The 20,580-nt window shown below is 67.3% G+C and carries 16 protein-coding genes; 7 read left to right on the top strand and 9 right to left on the bottom strand.

Annotated elements, in window-relative coordinates; all coding sequences use genetic code 11:
• Positions 1-21: 21 nt before the first annotated feature.
• A complete protein-coding gene (locus E8P82_RS00215; protein ID WP_136452486.1) occupies positions 22-3,888 on the bottom strand; it encodes a hydantoinase B/oxoprolinase family protein in 3,867 nt (1,288 codons plus the stop codon).
• A 342-nt stretch (positions 3,889-4,230) separates the two neighbouring features.
• Here E8P82_RS00215 and E8P82_RS00210 point away from each other — a divergent pair, with 342 nt between their 5' ends.
• Entirely contained in the window at positions 4,231-5,001 is a 771-nt protein-coding gene (locus E8P82_RS00210; RefSeq protein ID WP_136452485.1) for an N-carbamoylsarcosine amidohydrolase, read from the top strand.
• Positions 5,002-5,199: 198 nt separating this feature from the next.
• Here E8P82_RS00210 and E8P82_RS00205 read toward each other — a convergent pair whose 3' ends face one another.
• Positions 5,200-6,033 (bottom strand): IclR family transcriptional regulator, encoded by an 834-nt coding sequence (locus tag E8P82_RS00205; protein WP_136452484.1) that lies wholly within the window; start codon positions 6,031-6,033, stop codon positions 5,200-5,202.
• A 99-nt stretch (positions 6,034-6,132) separates the two neighbouring features.
• Complete coding sequence (locus E8P82_RS00200; RefSeq protein ID WP_136452483.1) at positions 6,133-6,531, bottom strand: PLDc N-terminal domain-containing protein; 399 nt, start codon at positions 6,529-6,531, stop codon at positions 6,133-6,135.
• 30 nt (positions 6,532-6,561) lie between these two features.
• On the opposite strand from E8P82_RS00200, the gene E8P82_RS00195 reads away from it, so the two are divergent.
• The gene (locus tag E8P82_RS00195) at positions 6,562-6,867 is read left to right on the top strand and encodes a DUF4229 domain-containing protein (protein WP_136452482.1); all 306 of its coding nucleotides are present in this window, start codon (positions 6,562-6,564) and stop codon (positions 6,865-6,867) included.
• A 49-nt stretch (positions 6,868-6,916) separates the two neighbouring features.
• Here the strand turns inward: E8P82_RS00195 and E8P82_RS00190 are convergent, their stop codons facing one another.
• Genes E8P82_RS00190 through E8P82_RS00180 form a run of 3 tightly spaced genes read right to left on the bottom strand, consistent with a single transcriptional unit; the run spans position 6,917 to position 9,950 of the window.
• Positions 6,917-7,801, bottom strand: coding sequence for a 1,4-dihydroxy-2-naphthoate polyprenyltransferase (locus E8P82_RS00190; RefSeq protein ID WP_136452481.1), 885 nt, complete (start codon positions 7,799-7,801; stop codon positions 6,917-6,919).
• A gap of 54 nt (positions 7,802-7,855) precedes the next feature.
• Positions 7,856-8,989: an AMP-binding protein gene (locus E8P82_RS00185; protein WP_136452480.1), complete on the bottom strand. Its 1,134-nt coding sequence runs from the start codon at positions 8,987-8,989 to the stop codon at positions 7,856-7,858.
• A 7-nt stretch (positions 8,990-8,996) separates the two neighbouring features.
• On the bottom strand, positions 8,997-9,950 hold the full coding sequence (locus E8P82_RS00180; RefSeq protein WP_136452479.1) for a 1,4-dihydroxy-2-naphthoyl-CoA synthase: 954 nt from the start codon (positions 9,948-9,950) through the stop codon (positions 8,997-8,999).
• A gap of 60 nt (positions 9,951-10,010) precedes the next feature.
• On the opposite strand from E8P82_RS00180, the gene E8P82_RS00175 reads away from it, so the two are divergent.
• The gene (locus E8P82_RS00175; RefSeq protein WP_136452478.1) at positions 10,011-10,778 is read left to right on the top strand and encodes a tyrosine-protein phosphatase; all 768 of its coding nucleotides are present in this window, start codon (positions 10,011-10,013) and stop codon (positions 10,776-10,778) included.
• Positions 10,779-10,933: 155 nt separating this feature from the next.
• On the opposite strand, the gene E8P82_RS00170 is transcribed toward E8P82_RS00175, so the two are convergent.
• Entirely contained in the window at positions 10,934-11,308 is a 375-nt protein-coding gene (locus E8P82_RS00170) for a PaaI family thioesterase (RefSeq protein ID WP_246020891.1), read from the bottom strand.
• 85 nt (positions 11,309-11,393) lie between these two features.
• Positions 11,394-13,640: a S9 family peptidase gene (locus E8P82_RS00165; RefSeq protein ID WP_136452476.1), complete on the bottom strand. Its 2,247-nt coding sequence runs from the start codon at positions 13,638-13,640 to the stop codon at positions 11,394-11,396.
• 155 nt (positions 13,641-13,795) lie between these two features.
• Between E8P82_RS00165 and E8P82_RS00160 the strand changes: the two genes are divergently transcribed.
• From E8P82_RS00160 to paaZ, 4 genes are all read left to right on the top strand, one after another.
• Positions 13,796-15,004 (top strand): acetyl-CoA C-acyltransferase, encoded by a 1,209-nt coding sequence (locus tag E8P82_RS00160; RefSeq protein ID WP_136452475.1) that lies wholly within the window; start codon positions 13,796-13,798, stop codon positions 15,002-15,004.
• A complete protein-coding gene (locus E8P82_RS00155; RefSeq protein ID WP_136452474.1) occupies positions 15,004-15,744 on the top strand; it encodes an enoyl-CoA hydratase/isomerase family protein in 741 nt (246 codons plus the stop codon). The genes E8P82_RS00160 and E8P82_RS00155 overlap by 1 nt, the downstream gene beginning before the upstream one ends.
• Positions 15,741-16,613, top strand: a complete 873-nt coding sequence (locus tag E8P82_RS00150) for a 3-hydroxyacyl-CoA dehydrogenase family protein (RefSeq protein ID WP_136452473.1) — start codon at positions 15,741-15,743, stop codon at positions 16,611-16,613. The genes E8P82_RS00155 and E8P82_RS00150 overlap by 4 nt, the downstream gene beginning before the upstream one ends.
• 73 nt (positions 16,614-16,686) lie before the next feature.
• Positions 16,687-18,774, top strand: a complete 2,088-nt coding sequence (gene paaZ, locus E8P82_RS00145) for a phenylacetic acid degradation bifunctional protein PaaZ (protein ID WP_136452472.1) — start codon at positions 16,687-16,689, stop codon at positions 18,772-18,774.
• A gap of 821 nt (positions 18,775-19,595) precedes the next feature.
• Here paaZ and E8P82_RS00140 read toward each other — a convergent pair.
• On the bottom strand, positions 19,596-20,408 hold the full coding sequence (locus E8P82_RS00140; RefSeq protein ID WP_136452471.1) for a type IV toxin-antitoxin system AbiEi family antitoxin domain-containing protein: 813 nt from the start codon (positions 20,406-20,408) through the stop codon (positions 19,596-19,598).
• Between the last annotated feature and the right edge of the window lie 172 nt (positions 20,409-20,580).

Genomic DNA, 20,580 nt, shown 5'->3' with positions numbered 1-20,580 from the left:
ACCTCTTACTGCGTGATTGACCTACTGGGTCAGGACGGTCCGGGAGTTCATGCGCTCCCGGAGTGCGATCGTGCCTTCCGCATCGAGCCGCATGCGGTCTGCTTCCTCGACCAGCACGACGCCGTAGTCGCGTTCGGCTGCCTCGATGGTGGTGAACCCGTCCAGGACGTCCTCGAGGACCTGCTGGGGATCACGCTGGGTCGGGTGGCCGAAACCGCCACCACTGGGCACCGTGATCTGCAGCGAGTCGCCTGCCTTGAGCTGCCAGCCGGTGACCTTGGACGGCCAGGACTCCTCATCCGCCCTGCCCGGGTTCTTCACGAGGGACGCATTCAGGCCCTCATGCCCCTCGAACGCACCCCACGGGACATCGGACTCATGGCGCTCACCCTCGCAGGTGACCGCTGTGTCCACCAGGAAGGTGTTCTCCCGGACGATACCGATACCGCCGCGGTACTCCCCAGCTGCTGCGGGCTCGTCGCGGAGCTCATAGCGGTCCGTCCGCATCGGGAAGCGCCACTCCAGCTCCTCGATGGGATTGTTGCGGGTGTTGGCGATGAGATTGTCCACGGAATCAGGGCCGTCGGACTTGGACCGCGCACCGTAGGAGCCCTCGTTGACCTCCAGATACACCCAGTACTCGCCGGCCTTCTCGTCCCAGCCCGAGTAGGAGACGAAGTGGATGTGCGCGGAGTTACCGGCTGTCACCCGATCAGGGATGACCGGCGCCAGCGCTCTCAGGGCCAGGTCCACCGCCCGCTGTACCTGGGAGAACCTGGAGAATGTCGCGGCCGGGTAGGTCGGATTGAAGATGGTGCCCTCCGGTGCAATCACCTTCAGGGGCTTGAGCATGCCCTCGTTCTGTGGGACGAACACCGGGAAGGCAACCTCGTCCAGGAACATCATGCGGGTGATGAAGGTGAACGCCGACACGGTCGTGCCCTCGAACGCGCAGTTGTAGGCCGTGGGCACCTGCTCGGATGATCCGGTGAGGTCGTACGTGATCTCATCGCCCTCGACGATCACCTTGACGGCGATCGGCAGCTTCTTCCCGTAATTGCGTCCGTCGTCGTCCAGGTAGCCGACCTCGGTCTCGTACACCCCGTCCGGGATCTTGGCGATCTCCTGGCGCAGCATGCGCTCCGAGTAGTCGATCCAATTCTGACCGGCATCCCGGACTGCGGCGAAACCGTAGCGTTCGATGAGCGCGATGTACCGGGACTTGGCGAGCTCACACGCAGCGATCATCGCCTGGAAGTCCCCCTCGTTCGAGGTCGGTGTCCGGCTGTTGTTGAGGATGTGCCGGATCAGGGACTCCTGGCGCACACCCTTCTCGTAGACCTTGATGGCACGGAAGATGGTGCCCTCGGACTGGATGTCCTGGATGTCCACCATGAGGCCGGAGAATGCACCGCCGTTGTCGATCAGCTGTCCTGATGCACCGGCGAAACCGACAAGCTCGCCGTCGTGGAAGATCGGCTCGATGATCGCCACGTCCGGAGAGTGCGTGGCACCGAGGTACGGGTCGTTGTGCAGGATGACGTCGCCCTCGTGGATGTCATCACCGAGCACCGACATGACGCCCTTGACGATCTTGGGCATCGAGCCCATGAACATCGGCGTCGAATCTGATTCGGCCAGCACGTTGCCGTCCCTGTCGAACAGTCCTGCGCCCAGATCCTCCGATTCCCGGATGATCGAGGAATAGGCCATGCGGAACAACACCGACGCCATCTCCTTGGCGGCAGAATTGAGGGCACCTCCGATCACACGCATCAGGATCGGGGTCGCCAGCTTCTCCGCCGTTTCGGTTGCCGCAGGGCAGGTGATGACGAGATTGCCGGCACTGTCCACGGTGCCGGAGAAGCCCGGTGGCACGACGACGGTGGCGTCGTACTGCTCGATGACTGCCGGGCCCGCGAAGTCCGTTCCGACGCTCATCCGCCCCCGGTCGTAGAAGCCGGTGTCCATCGTGGCGGGTTTGCCGTCCTGGTCGAACGTCACGGGTCGAGTCTCCACGAGTGCGTCGTCCATGCTCCCCGAGTGCGTGGGGATCGGGCTCGGAAGCTCGTCCATGAGGGCACTTGCCTCAACCCGGATATTGATGACCTCGACGGTGCCGTTCTTGAAGCGGTGGCCGTACTCCTCGAAGTGTGCATCGTGGAAGGCCGTCTCTGCCGTGGTCATCCACTCCTGGTCCACCGGGCCCTCCGGTACGTCGAAGCGGATCTCGTAGCCCTGGCCCTCGTAGCGGGCGTCCGCCAGCCAGTCCAGCTTCCTGCGGTCCACCGGGACCTCCTCGGCATCGAGTTGAGCCGTAGCTTCCCGCTCGAGACGTTCGAAGGAAGCCTGGATCTCAGCGGGGTCGGCCTCGCGGAACTTGAAGCGATTCGTCGCAACGAATTCGTACTGTTCGTCGGTGGCCAGCAGGCCGGTCGCAGCCATGATGCCCGGATGAGCAGGAACGAGTACCTGTGGTACTTCGAGCTCGGAGGCGATCTCACAGGCGAAGAGAGCGCCTGCTCCGCCAGCGGCAACCAGGGTGAAGTCGCGTGGATCGTACCCGCGACGCACCGAATTCTGCTCGATGGCCTGGGTCATGCCGAACTTCTGGACCTGGAGCGCTCCGAGGGCGGCCTCCTCGACGGACATGGCGAGTTTGTCCGCTAGTCCCTGCATAGAGGTCCGGGCGCCGTCGAGATCGAGGTCCATTCCGGACCCTGCCAGCATTCGGTCGGGGCGCATCCGTCCCAGCAGCACCTGGGCGTCGGTGGACGTCGGTTCAGTGCCTCCTCGGCCGTAACAGACTGGACCTGGATCCGCTCCGGCGGACTGGGGGCCGACGCGGAAGACGCCGCCGGCGTCCACATAGGCGATCGAACCTCCGCCGGCACCGATCGTGTCGATGTCCACCATGGGAACCATCGCCTGGTGATCACCGATCTTGGTGTCCAGGAGATGACGCATGCGCAGCTCACCCTGGTAGGCCACACCGATGTCAGCCGAGGTACCACCGATGTCGAGCGTGACGACGTTCTCGAAACCTGATTGCCGTCCTGCCCAGATGCCACCGATCAGACCACCGACGGGTCCGGACAGCATGAGGGTGACAGGGCGTTTCGCGGCCTCCTTGATGGGCACCATGCCACCGGAGGACTGCATCAGCAGAATCTCCCGTTTGTAGCCGAGACCTTCTGCCTGGTCCTGCAGCCGATGAAGATAGCGGGACACCCGCGGGCCCACGTACGCATTCAACGCGGTGGTGGAGAACCGCTCGTACTCGCGGTACAGAGGCACGATGTCGTGCGAGAGCGAGAGGAAGGCCTCGGGGAACTCCTCAGAGACAATCTCGCCGATGCGCTTCTCGTGCGCAGGGTTCAGGTAGGAGTGCAGCAGGCAGACGGCGATGGCTTCGACCCCAGCGCTCTTGAGTTCGCGCACTCGATCCCGGACCTCGTCCTCGTCCAGGGCAACCAGCACGTCACCGTTGGGGGCTGTGACGCGCTCCTTGACCGTCAGGCGGTGGCGGCGTTTGATGAGCGGCTTGGTCTGCCACGGCATCGACTGCTGCAGGGAGAAGTTGAAGGGCTTCTTGTGCCTGGCGATGTGCAGGATGTCCCGGAACCCGTCGGTGGTGATCAGGCCGACCTCGGCGCCGGTGTGAGTCAGCGCAGTGTTGGTCGCAACAGTGGTGCCATGGACGAGCTGGTCGATCTCCGACAGCGACACCCCTGCCTTTTCACTGAGCATCCTCAGACCATTGATCACCCCTTCGGCAGGATCGTGCGGGGTGGATGGAACCTTCTCCACGACGGCAATGCGCTGCTCGTCGTCCGAGAAATACAGGTCGGTGAATGTGCCGCCGACGTCGACTCCTATGCGCTTCATGATGGGTCCTTTCGAGGGGCGAGTACCTAGGAATGTTGAGGAAGAAGGAAGAAGAAGATGTGGGCGACGGTTCCTGGGCCGCGCCGCGGTCGGGAAGTAGTCAGATGAGCCGGAACATCTTCCGGCATATGTGTAATGCAGATCACCTAGGTTGCTTAGCATGCAATCTAGTTCTTCAAAGAGCAACAAGCAATGGCTGAGTGACATTTGCTCGATCTTTTCGGCGACGGAGCGGTCTGTCCCGGTGGAGCCCTGGCGCCGAGCCCGTCCGTGCTCTAGTATCTGAAAAAGCAACTTAGTTGCTCGCATAGCAACGACTCATACGCAAAGATGGAGAAAGCCATGGCAATCACGTCCAATGACATCGAAGCCCGCCTTGCAGCAGTACTGGAGGAGGCGTTCGAAGCCGGCGCCGGAATCTACAACAAGCGCGGTTTCAAACGTCGGATCGGCTACGGTAATCGCCCTGCCGTCATTCACATCGACCTCGCGAACGCCTGGACGCAGCCGGGCCACCCGTTCAGTTGCCCGGGCATGGAGGAGATCATCCCCAATGTGCAGCGGATCAACGAGGCCGCGCGCGCCAAGAAGGTCCCGGTCTTCTACACCACGAACGTGTACCGCAATCGTGACGCCAGCTCCGGCACGAACGACATGGGCCTGTGGTACTCGAAGATCCCCACGGAGACCCTTCCTGCGGATTCCTACTGGGCGCAGATCGATGACCGCATTGCTCCGGCGGAGGGCGAGGTCGTGATCGAGAAGAACCGCGCCTCGGCGTTCCCGGGCACGAACCTCGAACTCTTCCTGACGTCCAACCGCATCGACACCCTGATCGTGACCGGTGCTACCGCAGCCGGGTGCGTGCGCCACACGGTCGAGGACGCCATCGCCAAGGGCTTCCGCCCGATCGTCCCCAGGGAGACCATCGGCGACCGCGTCCCGGGTGTCGTGCAGTGGAACCTCTACGACATCGACAACAAGTTCGGTGACGTGGAGTCCACGGATTCAGTCGTGGAGTACCTGAACCGTCTCCCGCAGTTCGAGGACACGGTCCCGAAGACCCTCTCGGACCCCCAGCCCGAGGTGGAGGCTCCGGCGGATCCTGCCTGAGTCACCGTCCCGTCGAGTCCTGCGACCGACATTCTCAGTTCCACCCGACGACACGACAGTCCGGCACCCCTCAGCGGGTGCCGGACTGTTGCACATTCTCGAGGACACAGGCTCCGGGCATCAACAGGACAGCTGCTCTGCACAGGAGGTACTCGAGGGAGCAGTCAGAACTGAGGGTTCGATACCCTTCTCGATCGATTACCGTCCGCGTTCTGCGTGCGAACGGATGTCTGCGTCCACTGATCGCGCGTGGGCGCCGAAGCCGTCGCTGATACGTTCGACGCAGTGTTGAACCTCCGTGAGAAGGCGCGGCACATCGGACTGCCCGATCCGGGCTCGCGGCGCGGAGAGCGTGACGCATCCGACCAGCGCTCCCGCATAGTCGTACACGGGAGCGGATATCCCGAATTCCTGGGCATCGGTGTACCCGTCGTTGATGGCGAAACCATCGTCGCGGACCTGAGCCAGGTGCGCCGCCACGTCGTCGTTCAGCACCTCGGCCGGATCACGCGAGATCTGCTTCGATCCGAGCAGGGACTTCACGTTCTCGGCTGCGAGGTGGGCCAGGAAGAGCCTGACGGATGAACTTTCGTAGCGGTCGTAGCGGGTCCCGATGTACGCCGTGTGCTTGACGAACTGCGGGCTGGGGATCTGCTCGACGACCACTGCCTCCATGCCGTTCCAGACAGACAGAGCACTGGTTTCCGCAGTGACCTTCGTCAACTTCTCGAGCTCTCCCTGAGCGAGACGGCGAACATCGAGTTCGGCCAGCAGCGGACCGGCGAGGCTGATCACACCCAGACCCAGGCGGTACCGTCCCGTGCTCTGGTCGCGGTGCACGTAGCCGGCCTCGGCCAAGCCGGAAAGAATACGCGACACCGTACTCTTGTGCAGACCAACACGCTGGGCGACGTCGGTGACACCAAGAGTGGGATCGTCGACCCGGAATGCCTCCAGCACCCGCAGTCCGTTGAGCAGGGACGCCGCCGCGCCCTGGGGTCCCTCGCTTCGTCCATCCGCGGAACTGCTCATGGTTTCTCCTGACTGCTCGGCCACAGGCTTCACACTGGCACGGCAGTGCGACAGCTCTCACGGGAAGAGGCGCTTTACGACACGGGTTGGTCGTGCCGCCTACTGCTGGTCGCTTCCTTCGCCCTCGAGCTTGCCGTCGGTAGAGCCGTTGTCACGAGCCTTGGCCTCGCGGTCGGCCTGCTCGCGACGACGCCGTTCCTGCTCGCGTGCCTGCTGGCGCCGCTGTGTCTCGAGGTTCTGCAGGAAGTCCGGGTCGTCGTCGGGCGCCAGAGGTTTCCGTGGAGCAGGGCGCTGGGGGCCGGAGGGCCCCTCGCTGCGCGGCCTCCCGAACAGGAACCACATTCCCGCCCCGATGAGTGGCAGCAGGAGGATGATGAGGAACCAGGCGGTCTTCGAGATGCTCCGCACCTGATCCTTGCGGCTCATAACGCAGTCGATCAACGAATAGATGATGACGGCGACCCCCAGGATCGCGGCGAAAAGCAGGAGGCGGGGCATCCTCCAATTGTAGGCGAGTAAAGTTGGGGCGTGGCTTTCCTTAAATTCTCCGCCCTCCGCGTGCTCCTGATCGTCGTGTTCTACATCGTGGGCGTGCAGCTGGGTCTGGGAATCCTCATGTCCGCGATCGTGGCCGCGATCCTGGCATGGTGTGTGACGTATCTCTTCGCGCGGAATCTGCGCAACGATGCAGCGGCAACGCTCCAGCGCCGTTTCACCCCTGGTGCTCCGCCCGTCCGCTCGGCGGTGGAGCTGGACGATGCCGCGGCCGAGGACCGTCTCGACCCGAACCTGCCCGTCAACGCCGACCGGAAGCCCCGCGACGAAGCGCGATAGGTGGTAAGCGGGTGAGCCCCGGCACCCGTGGTGAGGACTGCAGGGACCATCAGGCCAGATTCGTGGTGATGACGATCCCTCCGGCGAACAGGATGCTGAAGCCGAGATTGATCAGTCCCGTCTGCTTGAGCACCGGAATGAGGGTCGTGCGGTGCGTTCCGGTGAGCATGCGCCGGCTGGGCATGATGCAGGCGGGGATCAGCACCAGGACGAGCAGTACCCAGGGATAGTCGTGGACCAGGAAGAGCGGCAGCAGGATCGCGACGGCAAGCATCATCACGTAGGTGACCCGGGACGCTGTATCCCCGAGCCTCACCGCGAGGGTCTTCTTCCCCACGACGCTGTCCGTCGGGATGTCCCGCACGTTGTTGGCCATCAGCAGGGCCATCGCGATCAGACCGGTGCCGACCGCACCGATCCAGGCGGCCGCGCTGAGTTGGTTCGCCTGCGTGTAGGTGGTCCCGAGTGTGGCCACCAGGCCGAAGAACACGAAGACGAAGACATCCCCGAGACCCCGGTAGCCGTACGGATTCTTTCCGCCGGTATAGCCCCAGGCAGCGGCTACGCAGGCGACACCGACGATCAGCAGCACCCAGGTCTGCGCGAGGATCACCAGTACCAGTCCGGCCACCATGGCGATGCCGAAGCAGGTGAATGCCGCCAGCTTCACCTGGCGGGGAGGTGCTGCACCCGAACCGGTCAGGCGCAGCGGCCCCACGCGGTCGGTGTCGGTGCCCCGGATGCCGTCCGAGTAGTCGTTCGCATAGTTGACGCCGATCTGCAGCACCACCGAGACGATCGCAGCGAGGACCGCGTTGAGTGGTTCGAACGAGCCGAGCCCGAAGGCAGCGGCACTGCCGATGATGACGGGGGCGAAGGCCATCGGCAGCGTGCGGGGGCGGGCGCCTTCGAGCCATTGAGCAGCGGTGGCCACAGTCAGTCCTTCTGGTGGGATCGATGAGAGGAGGAGAAATCGGGGGACGGCACTCTACCGGGCGCGTTCGAGGAGCGCCCTGATGGCGCGGCGATCGGGCTTGCCTCCGGGCAGGACGGGGAACGCGTCGAGTGTCACGATCGTCTTGGGGACGGCGTGCGCCCCGAGTTCCACGTGGACCGCCTGCCGGATGATCTCGATGTCGACATCCCCGAGCACCGCAGCGGCCACGGCGGTGCCCCACTCCTGGCTCGGGACCCCGAGCACCAGGGCCTGGTCGACGCCGGGGAGGGACTGGATCACGTCGCTCACCTTCGCGGCGGAGACCTTCAGCGCACCCGTGATGATGACGTCGTCGAGCCGTCCGTGCACGGTGACGGTGCCGTCGGAGGCCAGGTCGCCGGCGTCGTCGGTCATGAACCACCGCCGGCCGGAATTGAACACGAACTTCTCCGCGGTGAGCTCAGGATCCCCGAGATAGCCCTCGGCGAGGACGGCACCGCCGATGCGCAGCCGTCCGTCCTCCGAGTGCAGCGTCACGCCGTCGAGCGGGGTCCCGTCGTAGACACAGCCCCCGCACGTCTCGCTCATGCCGTACGTCTCGACGATCTTCAGGTCATGACTCCTGGCGACGGCGCGGAGCGCGGGACCCATCGCCGCGCCTCCGAGCAGGATCCTGTCGAAGCGGCGCAGGAGGCGCAGGGTCTCGGACGAGGGGTCCGCCAGGAGGCGGTGGAGCTGGGTGGGGACCAGGGAGGTGAAGCGCACACGATCGGTCATCTCCGCTGCGGCGTGGGTGAATGCTTCAGGGGTGAAGCCGGAGGTGGTGGCCAGAGCTGTGGGCCGCGTGCCGGCGAAGAGGGAACGGACCAGGACCTGGAACCCCGCGACGTAGTGCACGGGGAGGGCGAGCAGCCACTGCCCCTCGGCCCTGAGCGCGAAGGCCGTGCCCATGGCCGATGCCGCGAGCGCATCGATGCTGAGCATGGTCTGTTTGGGGGTCCCGGTGGATCCCGAGGTGCTGATCACGGCCGCGACGTCGTCGTTGGGTAGGGCCCCGTCGAAGGACTGGTCCGCTGCGGCGTACGGCGCGACGGCCGGCCCTTCGCCGGCGAGGGCCGCAGCGAGGGGCTTGAGGAGTCCGAAGGGGTCGAAGTCCTGGGGCGTGTGGACAGGGAGGAGTTCCACGCTGCTCCTAGAAGTAGTAGGGGAAGGGGGACCAGTCCGGAGCTCGTTTCTCGAGGAACGCCTCCTTGCCCTCCACCGCCTCGTCCGTCATGTAGGCCAGTCGGGTGGCTTCGCCTGCGAAGACCTGCTGGCCTGCCAGGCCGTCGTCGGCGAGGTTGAAGGCGAACTTCAGCATCCTGATGGCCTGCGGGCTCTGGGCTGCGATATCAGCGGCATAGGCGAGCGCCGTCGTCTCCAGGTCGGCGTGGTCGACGGCCTCGTTGACCGCACCCATGTCCACCATCTCCTGCGCGGAGTACTCGCGGGCGAGGAAGAAGATCTCCCGCGCCTTCTTCTGGCCGATCTGCCGTGCGAGCAGGGCTGAGCCGTACCCGGCGTCGAAACTGCCCACGCTCGCGTCGGTCTGTTTGAACCTGCCGTGCTGGGCGCTGGCCAGCGTCAGATCCGCGACGACGTGCAGGCTGTGCCCGCCGCCGGCGGCCCACCCGTTGACGACGGCGATGACGACCTTGGGCATGGTGCGGATGAGCCGCTGCACCTCCAGGATGTGGAGCCGCCCGGCACGTGCGGGATCGATGGTCTCCGTCGTCTCACCGTCCGCGTACCGGTAGCCGTCACGGCCGCGGATACGCTGGTCGCCGCCGGAGCAGAACGAGTGTCCGCCGTCGCGGGGGCTGGGGCCGTTGCCGGTCAGGAGAACGGTGGCGACGTCGGGCGTCATGCGGGCATGATCCAGGGCCCGGTAGAGCTCGTCCACGGTGCCGGGGCGGAAGGCGTTGCGTACCTCCGGGCGGTCGAAGGCGATGCGGACGGTGGGGAGGTCACGGACGACGGCCCCCGATGCGTCGCGCTCCACCTGGCGGTGGTAGGTCAGATCCGTGAAGTCCTCGAACCCCGTGACCGTACGCCAGCGGAAGGGGTCGAAGATGTCGGATACCGTGCGGGGGAGCTCTGGAGTCACCCGTCGAGTCTAGCTGCGCGAACCTGCCCGGGCGTCGGCAGGCGTTGCTACGCTTCGGGCATGGACGCCGTACCAGCAGCCCCTCCGCCCGCCGCCGTCGGCTCGTCCCCGGATGCTCTGTGGGAGGGCGCGGTGAACGCGCGGGATCTCGGCGGGACCGGCCTCGTGCAACGCGGCCGGCTCTACCGGATGGGCCGACATGAGTGGGTCACGCAGAGCGGGTGGGACCAGGCCTGGGACGACGGCGTGCGCACCGTCATCGATCTGCGCAATCCCTTCGAACTCGGCCGCCGCCCCACCGACCCGGCCGTTCCGCCCGAGGTCCTCGACCGGTTCAGGCTCCACAATCTGCCCACCGAGGACCAGTCGGACGCCGAATTCATGGCACTCACCGGCCCCTATCTGAACACTCCGGAGCACTACGGCGAGAATCTCCTACGTTGGCCCCGCAAGTTCGCTGCGATAGCCCGAGCGTTCGTCTCCGCTCCCGTCGGCGGTGTCGTGGTGCACTGCGCCGCGGGCCGGGATCGCACCGGGATGGTGGTGGCGCTGCTCCTGAGCGCCGCGCAGGTGCCGCACTCCGCCATTGTTGCCGACTACGCCGCGGCCGTGACCGCCGTCAACGATCGGTACCGGGGCCAGGAGACTCCGCACGAGACCCCCCGCTCGGACGAGGAGCTGGCCGCCTGGCTCGAGGACGCCGAAGGGTTCCTGCACGAGTTGCTCGCATCCCTGGACGCGGCGGAGCTGCTGCGCACCGGCGGCCTGAGCGAGGAGGAGCTGGAGCTGCTGAGGGCCCGCCTGACCGACCCGGGCTGGGCCGACTGATCCTGAGACTGCACGCAGCGCGTGTCCGGCGTTTGCACGACGGCCGGGCCGAAGCCCTGTGCACCCAGGCGCCTTTCCTGAACGCGCGGCAGCCACCGTCAGGTTCGGCGCACTTCTGGCGCCAGGTCCCGTCCGGCGCGGGGCTTCGCCCGGTGTCAGGCGGTGGGCGGAGCCGTGGGGATCGGCCGGTCGAGGAGGAGATTCGTGATCCGCAGGGTGCAGATGCGCTGGCCCGCCTCGTTGCTGAGCAGGACCTCGTGGGTGGTCACGGTGCGGCCCAGGTGGAGGGGGGTCGCGGTGATCGTGATCAGGCCCTCCCGGGCGCCCTTGTGGTGGGTCGCCGAGACGTCGACGCCCACCGCCGTCTTGCCGAGGGTCGAGGCGTGGATCACGGCCGCCCATGAGCCCACGGCTTCCCCCACGGCGAGGGAGGCACCCCCGTGCAGGAGCCCGAAGGACTGCCGGTTCCCCTCGACCGGCATCGTCGCCACCACGCGGTCCGCGGATTGTTCGAGGATGCGCACGCCCATCTTCTCGTCCAGTTCGCCGAGCGTGATGGTCCACGGGGTGGCGTCGTCCGACGTCGCAGGTGTCACCGGATGCTCCTGGGGTCCGTCATGACGGGCTGTCCTGTACATCGTCGGAGGCTTCTCGGGCGCTGTCCACTCGGGCGCTGTCCACTCTGTCGCTGTCCACCCTGTCGGTGGCACCGATGGCGTCCGCGGCGAAGGCATAGTCCCAGGCGACGTCGCGCCATCGGGAGTAGCGTCCGCTGGCCCCGCCGTGACCGCCGTCCATCTCGGTCTTGAGGACGATCGGCTCCGTGCCCGTCGTCGTCCGCCGCAGCTCGGCCACCCACTTCGCCGGCTCCACGTAGAGCACGCGCGTGTCGTTGAAGCTCGTGACGGCGGCGATGCGCGGGTAGGCCACGGGACGCACGTTCTCGTAGGGCGTGTACTCCTTCATGTACCGGTATACCTCCGGGTCGGTGATCGGGTTGCCCCATTCCTCCCACTCGAGGGCCGACAGCGGCAGCTCCGGGTCGAGGATGGTGGTCAGGGCGTCCACGAACGGGACCTGCGCCACGATGGCCCGGTACTTCTCCGGGGCCAGATTGGCGACGGCGCCCATGAGGAGACCGCCTGCGGAACCGCCGATGGCGGCGATCCGGTGCTCGTCGGCCCACCCGGAGCCGACCAGGTACGAGGTGGCGTCGACGAAGTCCGTGAAGGTGTTCTTCTTCGCGAGCTTCTTGCCCTGCTCGTACCAGCTGCGCCCCATCTCGCCGCCGCCGCGGACGTGGGCGGTGACGAAGATGATCCCACGGTCCAGCAGGGACAGCCGGGCGATCGAGAACCCCGGGTCCATGCTCACTTCGTAGCTGCCGTAGGCGTAGACCACGGCCGGGTTCGTCCCGTCCCGGACGAGCTCCGCGGGCCGGACCACCGAGAGCGGGATCAGCGTCCCGTCGGCCGCCGGCGCCCACTGGCGCTCGGCCACGTACTGGGTGCTGTCGTAGCCGCCGAGCACCTCGGTCTCCTTGCGCAGCAGCAGCGAACCGTCCTGAAGCACGTAGTCGTACACCCGCGGAGGCGTCAGATAGGAGGTGTAGGAGAGGCGGATGACCGGGGAGTCGAACTCGGCGTTCGCGAGGTTGCTCGTGAACAGCTCCTCGTCGAAGTCCGGTTCGGCCGGCAGGAACTGCTCGGGCGTCCCGAGACCGTCGAGTGGGAGGACCTGCACGCGGTCGATCGTGTTCCGGCGCACCGACAGCACCACGTGGGTGCGCGTGAGGGACAGCCCGTCCACGCGCACGGCGTCGTCGTGCGGGATGATCGTGGTCCACGCCTGCTCCGCCAGGGGGAGGGAGAACTGATCGGCGGCCACGAGGCTCACCATCGAGTTCTTCGCGTCGCGGTTGTGGGTCAGCAGGTAGTGCGGTACGCCGGCGACGGTGACGGGTTCGGCATCGTACAGGATGCGCTCGTCGCGGGAGATCAGGGTTCTCAGCCCGGCGTCGGGCCGGGCGAGGTCCAGCACGCGGTACTCGCTGTACTCGGAGTGGCCGATGCTGATCATGAGCCGGCTGCGATCGGCCGAGATCTCGAAGCCGGTCCACATGGCGACGTCGTCCTCCTGGTACACGACGACGTCGTCGGCCACCGGAGTGCCCAGCACGTGCGCCTTCACCTGGTAGGGGCGCCAGGAATCGTCGACCACGGTGTAGTAGACGCGCGAGCCGTCGGGCGAGAACGCCAGCCCGTAGAAGACGTGGGGGACCTCGTCGGGCAGGAGCTCGCCGGAAGCGAGGTCCTTGATGCGCAGCGTGAAGCGTTCGTCACCGGCATTGTCCTCGCTGTAGGCCAGCAGAGTGCCGTCCTCGGTCACGGCCAGACCGCCGAGCGAGAAGAACGGTTTGCCCTCGGCGAGGAGATTGCCGTCGAGCATGATCTGCTCACCGGGTACGGGCTGCCCGGGGACCACCTCGGGCGGCGTCCAGTCGCGGGTGGGATCGCCGGTCTCCTCGGCGGCGACGCGGCACTGGATCGCGTACTGCCGGCCCTCCTCGGTCCGTGCGTAGTACCACCAGCCCTTCTTGCGGGACGGCACGGAGAGATCCGTCTCCTGCGTCCGCTCCTTGATCTCGGCGAAGATGGCGTCCCGGAGCGGCTGCTGGTGGCCGGTGACGGCGTCGGTGTAGCTGTTCTCGCGCGTGAGGTACTCGACGACGTCGGGGTTCTCCTTGTCGCGCATCCAGTCGTAGTGATCCACGAAGGTGTCGCCGTGGTGGGTGCGCTCCGAGGGCACCCTCCTCGCGGGTTCGGGTACACGGGGCTCGGGTGTGGCGGCTTCAGCGGTCATGCATTCCATCCTGCCACCCTCGCTCCGCGCCCTGGCAACAGGCGGTTGACCGTGCTGGGAGGGCATGCAATCGTTGAGCAGGCTTTTACAGAACGAGCGTTCGGTAATTCCTCCGGATGTGAGCCTGACGCACCACGACGACGAGGGAGACGAGAATGGCCGAGGCTTTCCTGGTGGGGGGTGTCCGCACCCCTGTCGGGCGCTACGGCGGAGCGCTCTCCAGTATCCGACCGGACGATCTCGCGGCGCTCACACTCTCCGCCGTCGTCGAGCGCACCGGCCTGGACCCCGCCGCCGTCGACGAGGTGATCCTCGGCAACGCCAACGGAGCCGGCGAGGAGAACCGCAACGTGGCACGCCTCGCTTCCCTCCTCGCCGGGTTCCCCGACACCGTTCCCGGCATCACGGTCAACCGCCTCTGCGCCTCGGGCCTGTCCGCCATCATCATGGCGTCCCACATGATCAAGGCCGGAGCGGCGGACATCGTGATCGCCGGCGGGGTCGAGTCCATGAGCCGTGCGCCCTGGGTCATGGAGAAGCCGGAGAAAGCCTTCGCCCGGCCCGGCGCCGTCGCCGACACCTCCATCGGCTGGCGCTTCACCAACCCGGTGCTCGCCGCCCGCGACAAGGCCACCTACTCCATGCCGGAGACGGCCGAGGAGGTCGCGGAGGTCGATCGGATCTCCCGCGACGACGCCGACGCCTTCGCGCTCCGCTCGCACCAGCGGGCGCTCGCGGCGACGGAGGCAGGGCACTTCGCCGACGAGATCCTCCCCGTGCAGGTCAATCGCGGCAAGACCTCCTTCTCCGTGGACACCGACGAGGGGCCCCGCGCCGACACCACGCTCGAGGCGCTCGCCGGACTCCGCCCCATCGTGAAGCCCGACGGCATCGTCACGGCAGGTAATTCGAGTTCGCTCAACGACGGCGCCTCCGCCGTGATCGTCGCCTCCGAGGCCGCCCTTCAGCGCCACGGCCTGACGCCCCGCGCACGTATCCTCGACGGCGCCTCCGCCGGTGTGCCGCCCGAGATCATGGGGATCGGCCCCGTGCCGGCCACACAGAAGGTGCTCGACCGCACCGGGTTCTCCGTCGGCGAACTCGGTGCCGTGGAGCTCAACGAGGCCTTCGCCACGCAGTCGCTCGCCTGCATCCGCCGGCTCGGCCTCGACGAGGAGATCGTCAACCGCGACGGCGGCGCGATCGCCCTCGGGCATCCGCTCGGCTCCTCGGGCTCCCGCATCGCCATCACCCTGCTCGGCCGGCTCGAGCGCGAACTCGCAGGTTCGTCGCGGCGGCTCGGCCTCGCGACCATGTGCGTGGGCGTGGGGCAGGGCACGGCGATGCTCGTCGAGGGCGTCTGATGGCCGGTGCGCTCAGGATCACGGAGGGCGACGATCGCGTCGTCGTCGAACTGCACCGGCCCGAGGTCCGCAACGCCATCGACCGGCAGATGGTCGACGAGCTGCACGCGGTCTGCGCCTCGCTCGAGCAGACGCCGCGCATCCTCATCCTCACCGGATCCGACGGCGTCTTCGCCTCCGGGGCGGACATCGCCGAACTGCGGGAGCGTCGGCGCGACGACGCGCTCGCGGGCATCAACTCGACCCTGTTCGCGCGCATCGCCGCCCTGCCCCTGCCCGTCATCGCGGCCCTCGACGGGCATGCGCTCGGCGGCGGGGCCGAGCTCGCCTTCGCCGCCGACTTCCGCCTGGGGACACCGCGCCTCCGGCTCGGCAACCCCGAGACCGGGTTGGGCATCCTCCCGGCGGCCGGTGCGACGTGGCGGCTGAAGGAGCTCGTAGGGGAGCCGCTGGCAAAGGAAATCCTGCTCGCCGGACGCATCCTCTCGGCCGAGGAGGCCCTCGACGTCCGGCTCGTCAGCACCCTCCACGAGCCCGAGGATCTCCTGACGGCGGCCCACGAGCTCGCTGACCGGATCGGCCGGCAGGATCCGCTGGCGACCCGCATCACCAAGAGCGTGTTCCATGCGCCGCGGGAGGCACATCCGGTGATCGACCAGCTCGCGCAGGCCGTCCTGTTCGAGTCCGAGGCGAAATTCGACCGCATGCAGGGGTTCCTGGACCGGAAGAAGAGCTCATGAGCGGGATCCCCGCGCGCGTCGGTGTGCTCGGCGGAGGGCGCATGGGAGCCGGCATCGCCCACGCCTTCTGCCTCGCGGGCGCCGACGTCGTCGTCGTCGAGCGGGACGACGCCGCTGCGGCCGCCGCGCTCGACCGTGTCGCCGCAGCGATCGACCGCAGTGTGGAGCGCGGCACGACGACGGAGGACCACGAGGCGCTGAAGCACCGGGTGTCCGTGTCCACGGAGTACGGCTCCTTCGCCCCGTGCGGGCTCGTGGTCGAGGCCGTGCCCGAGGACCCGGCCCTGAAGCGGGAGGCCCTGCAGGCCGTGGAGGCCGTGCTCGACGACGACGCCTGGCTCGCCACGAACACGTCCTCACTCTCGGTCGATGCGCTCGCCGGCGCGCTGGAGCGGCCCGAGCGCTTCTGCGGTCTCCACTTCTTCAATCCGGTCCCCGCCTCCACGCTCATCGAGGTGGTCCTCGGAGCGCAGACATCCGCCGAGCTCGAGGCGGCCACGCGGTCCTGGGTCGCGGCGCTCGGCAAGACCGCCGTCGTCGTGCAGGACACCCCCGGCTTCGCCAGTTCCCGGCTGGGCGTCGCGATCGCCCTGGAGGCCATGCGCATGCTCGAGGAGGGCGTGGCGACGGCGGAGGACATCGACGCGGCGATGGTCCTCGGGTACAAGCACCCGGTGGGGCCGCTGCGCACCACCGACATCGTGGGTCTCGACGTCCGGCTCGGCATCGCGGAGTATCTCGAATCGACCCTCGGTCCGCGCTTCGCGCCGCCTGTCATCCTGCGCGAGCTGGTGGCGCAGGGCCGGCTCGGGCGCAAGAGCGGCGGCGGCTTCTTCGACTGGGGCACCCCGGCGTCGCCCGCTCCCTGACAGTTGTCAGCCCTGACCGGTCCCGAACCTCCCCCGACAGACCCCGACAGAACCAGTGAAAGGTGAGCGGATCATGACCACCGCCCCGGAGCGAGTACAGATCGACGTCGTCCCCAGCTTCCTCGAGGACGCCTGGTGGACACCCGACCGCGCAGCAGCGGATGAGGACGGCACCGTGGTCCGCGACGCCAGCACCGGCGAGGAGCTCGCCGTCGTAAGCACCGCGGGGATCGACACCGCCGCCGCCATCCGCTTCGCACGGACCACGGGGCAGACCGAGCTCGGCCGCATGACCTTCCACGAGCGCGCGCTCAAGCTCAAGGAGCTGGCGCAGTACCTCAACGCGCAGCGCGACCCGCTGTACGAACTGTCCGCCAGGACAGGCGCAACGAGGATCGATTCGATGGTCGACATCGATGGTGGCATCGGCGTGCTGTTCACCTTCGGCTCGAAGGGGCGCCGCGAACTGCCGAACTCGCACGTGATCGTCGACGGTCCCGCGGAGGTGCTCTCGAAGGACGGCTCGTTCCTCGGCACGCACATCTATACGCGGATCCCCGGTGTCGCCGTGCAGATCAACGCGTTCAACTTCCCGGTGTGGGGCATGCTCGAGAAGTTCGCGCCCGCATTCCTCGCCGGTGTGCCGACGATCGTCAAACCCGCGACCCCCACCGGCTTCCTCACCGCGGCCGTGGTGAAGCTCATGATCGGTTCGGCGATCCTGCCCGCCGGAGCGCTCCAGCTCATCTCCGGCCCGGCACGCGACATCCTCGATCATCTCGACTACCGCGATCTCGTGGCGTTCACGGGCTCCGCGTCGACCGCCACCATGCTCAAGTCGCATCCGTCCGTCGAGCAGGGCGGGGTGCGCTTCACGAGCGAGACGGACTCCCTGAATGCGGCGATCCTCGGCCCCGACGCCGTTCCCGGCACGCCCGAGTTCGACGCCTTCGTGAAGTCCCTCGTCACGGAGGTCACGGTCAAGGCGGGCCAGAAGTGCACCAGCATCCGCCGGTCCATCGTGCCCGAGGCGCTGGTCGACGACGTCGTCCGCGCCGCCGGGGAGCGCATCCGGTCGCGGGTGACGTTGGGCGATCCGCGCGCCGAGGGCGTCACCATGGGAGCGCTCGCGTCACTGGCGCAGCTCGAAGGTGTGCAGGACTCCGTTCGGGAACTCCTCGCCGGCGGAGCGTCGGTGGCCTTCGGCTCGCTCGACGCGCCCGACGTCGTGCTCGCCGACAACACCTCCGGCAAGGCGCCGGACGGTGCGTTCATGGAGCCGGTGCTGCTCACCTGGGACGACGTCGAGGCCGGAGCGCTGCACTCAGTCGAGGCCTTCGGGCCGGTGGCCTCGGTGATCGGGTACGAGGATCTGCCGCACGCCATCCGGCTCGCGGCGCTCGGCTCGGGATCCCTCGTGGCGACCGTCTGCACCGACGACCCCGCCGTCGCGCAGGAACTCGTGCTGGGCATCGCCGCGCACCACGGGCGCGTGCTGATCCTCAATCGCGAGGACGCCCGCAGCTCCACCGGTCACGGCTCGCCCGTGCCGCATCTCGTGCACGGCGGACCCGGACGGGCCGGCGGCGGCGAGGAACTCGGCGGCATGCGCTCGGTGCTGCACCACATGCAGCGCACGGCGGTCCAGGGCTCGCCGAACATGCTCACCAGCATCACGGGGGAGTGGCACGCCGGGGCCGATCGCCGGTTCGACGACGGCCACCCGTTCCGCAAGGACCTCGCGACCCTGCGCATCGGCGACGCCGTCCGCTCGGAGCTGCGCCAGGTGACCCTCGAGGACATCAGCGCCTTCGCCGAGACCACCGGCGACACGTTCTACGCCCACACCAACGAGGAGGCCGCAGCGGCGAATCCCTTCTTCCCGGGGATCGTGGCGCACGGTTACCTGCTGCTGTCCTGGGGTGCCGGTCTGTTCGTGGATCCGGAGCCCGGGCCCGTGCTGGCGAACTACGGCCTGGAGAATCTGCGCTTCATCACGCCCGTCGCCGCCGGGGACTCCATCCGCGTGACCCTGACCGCCAAGCGCATCACGCCGCGGGAGACGGACGAGTACGGCGAGGTGGCCTGGGACGCGGTGCTGCACAACCAGGACGACGAGATCGTGGCCACCTACGACGTCCTGACCCTCGTGGAGAAGTAGCTCTGTTTCCGGGCCCGGCTTTTGGGTCCGGCTCCCTCGTAGCCTCGATCCCGCCCGTGACGAGGTTCTTCGTGACGGGTTCTTCGCGCCGGGCTCCTTCGTAGCCTCGATCCCACCCGTGGAAACTCGTCGGTGGGATTGGCTGCTTGCTCCCAGTGCCCGAGGCCGAGTACTGGGATCGACATGTTACTCCACGTCGTCAGGGTGCTCGTTCCCGCTGTTCAGACCCGATTGGTGGGATCGATGCGCTGCTCGAGGCCTTACGGTGCTCGTTCCCGTTGGTTGGGTCCGGTTGGTGGGATCGACGCCGTGGGGTAGCTCGTTCCCACTGTCCACGCCCGGTTGGTGGGATCGACGCTGTAGGGTCGCTTGTTCCCACTGCCGGAGGCCGAGTGCTGGGATCGGCAGGCTGCTTCGCGCCGCTGTGTCGCTCGTCCCCATTGTTCACGCCCGGTTGGTGGGATTGACGCTGTAGGGTCGCTTGTTCCCAGTGGTCGAGCCCGGTTGGTGGGATCGGCTGCTCGTCCCCACTGGCGGATGCCGAGAGTTGGGATTGGCGGGCTGCTCCAGGTTGTCGGCGCCCTGGTTCCCGCTGCCGGACGCCGAGTGCTGAGATTGACGCGCTGCTCCAGGCTGTTGGGGCCCTCGTTCCCATTGGTCGAGCCCGGTTGGTGGGATCGGTTGCTCGTTCCCGCTGCCGGACGCCGAGCACTGGGGCCGACGCGCTGCTCGAGGCCGTTACGGTGCTCGTTCCCGCCGGGCAACGTTGGACGGCGGGAGTGAAGCACGCGAACCAGGACGGCACGTTTCGATCCGGCGCCTTATCTCTGCGGTGAATGTGAGGCCAGCGCTGAGGTGACGAGGTGGATGAACTGAGCCGGTTGATTAAGGAGAAGGTTCCGGCTGACGCGAAGGATTGGCACACCCTTGGTGGTGAGCAGATTCCAACGGCGGCGGTCCTCCTCGAATTCGCGGCGCTCACTGTGGAACTCGCGTCCGTCCGCTTCGATCCCCAGGACGCCATCCACGAACAGATCGATCCGCCCGACTCCTCCGACATGCACCTGCGATGCGACGGTAAAACCCGCTTCAACAAGGTGATACCGCGCAACGGTCTCGAGAACGGACTGGGAATGCGGGTCGATCAGCTCGATCACGTGCCTGAGTGCACCGGCCCGGCGGCTCCCTGCGGCCGTTCTCAGCTCGGCAAGATCGACGAGGCCGAGCACGACGGCCGACTCGACGACGCACAGGGCGTCGAGTTGCGGAACACAACGGGCACACTGGATGCAGATCGACAGGGTCGAGAGGGGAAGCCTGGCGCGGTGAAGTCGCAGGCGACTGCTCGGAACGAATCTGCCATGGTCGACGCTCACGTGCAGGAGGGTCGGAGGTCGTAGCACCCAAAGCCCGCGCTGCTGGGCTGCACTGATGCAGGACAGCTCGGCGCCGGAGCAGCGTGCCGCCAACAGGTCACCGTTCCCACCGGGCAGGGCGTATATTCCCCTCGCCGCGCGGACGATCAGTTCTCCGCTGCACGCCCGGGCGAGCGCGCTCGTGCTCGCTCCGGCGGCGACGAGTTCGCGCGTCCGTGCCACCCCGCCGAGCTTCGTCAGCACATCGACAACATCCATGCGCCGAGCTTGCCCGAGATGGCACCGATGGTGATGCACCGGGAGGGCTATGTGGACATCAATCTGGTCCGCAGATTCGGTGGCGTTTGCTGCAAGGGATGATCGCTCCTCTTAGCGAGCGGCACATAGGGAACAGGGCGCCACGCGGAATGCCTGACGACGTTGGTGCCGC

This window comes from Arthrobacter echini (genome assembly GCF_004803505.1).
In the GTDB taxonomy this organism is placed as follows: Bacteria; Actinomycetota; Actinomycetes; order Actinomycetales; family Micrococcaceae; genus Arthrobacter_D; species Arthrobacter_D echini.
Note: the sequence above shows the minus strand (reverse complement) of the source record. Positions and strands in the feature narration are given on the sequence as shown.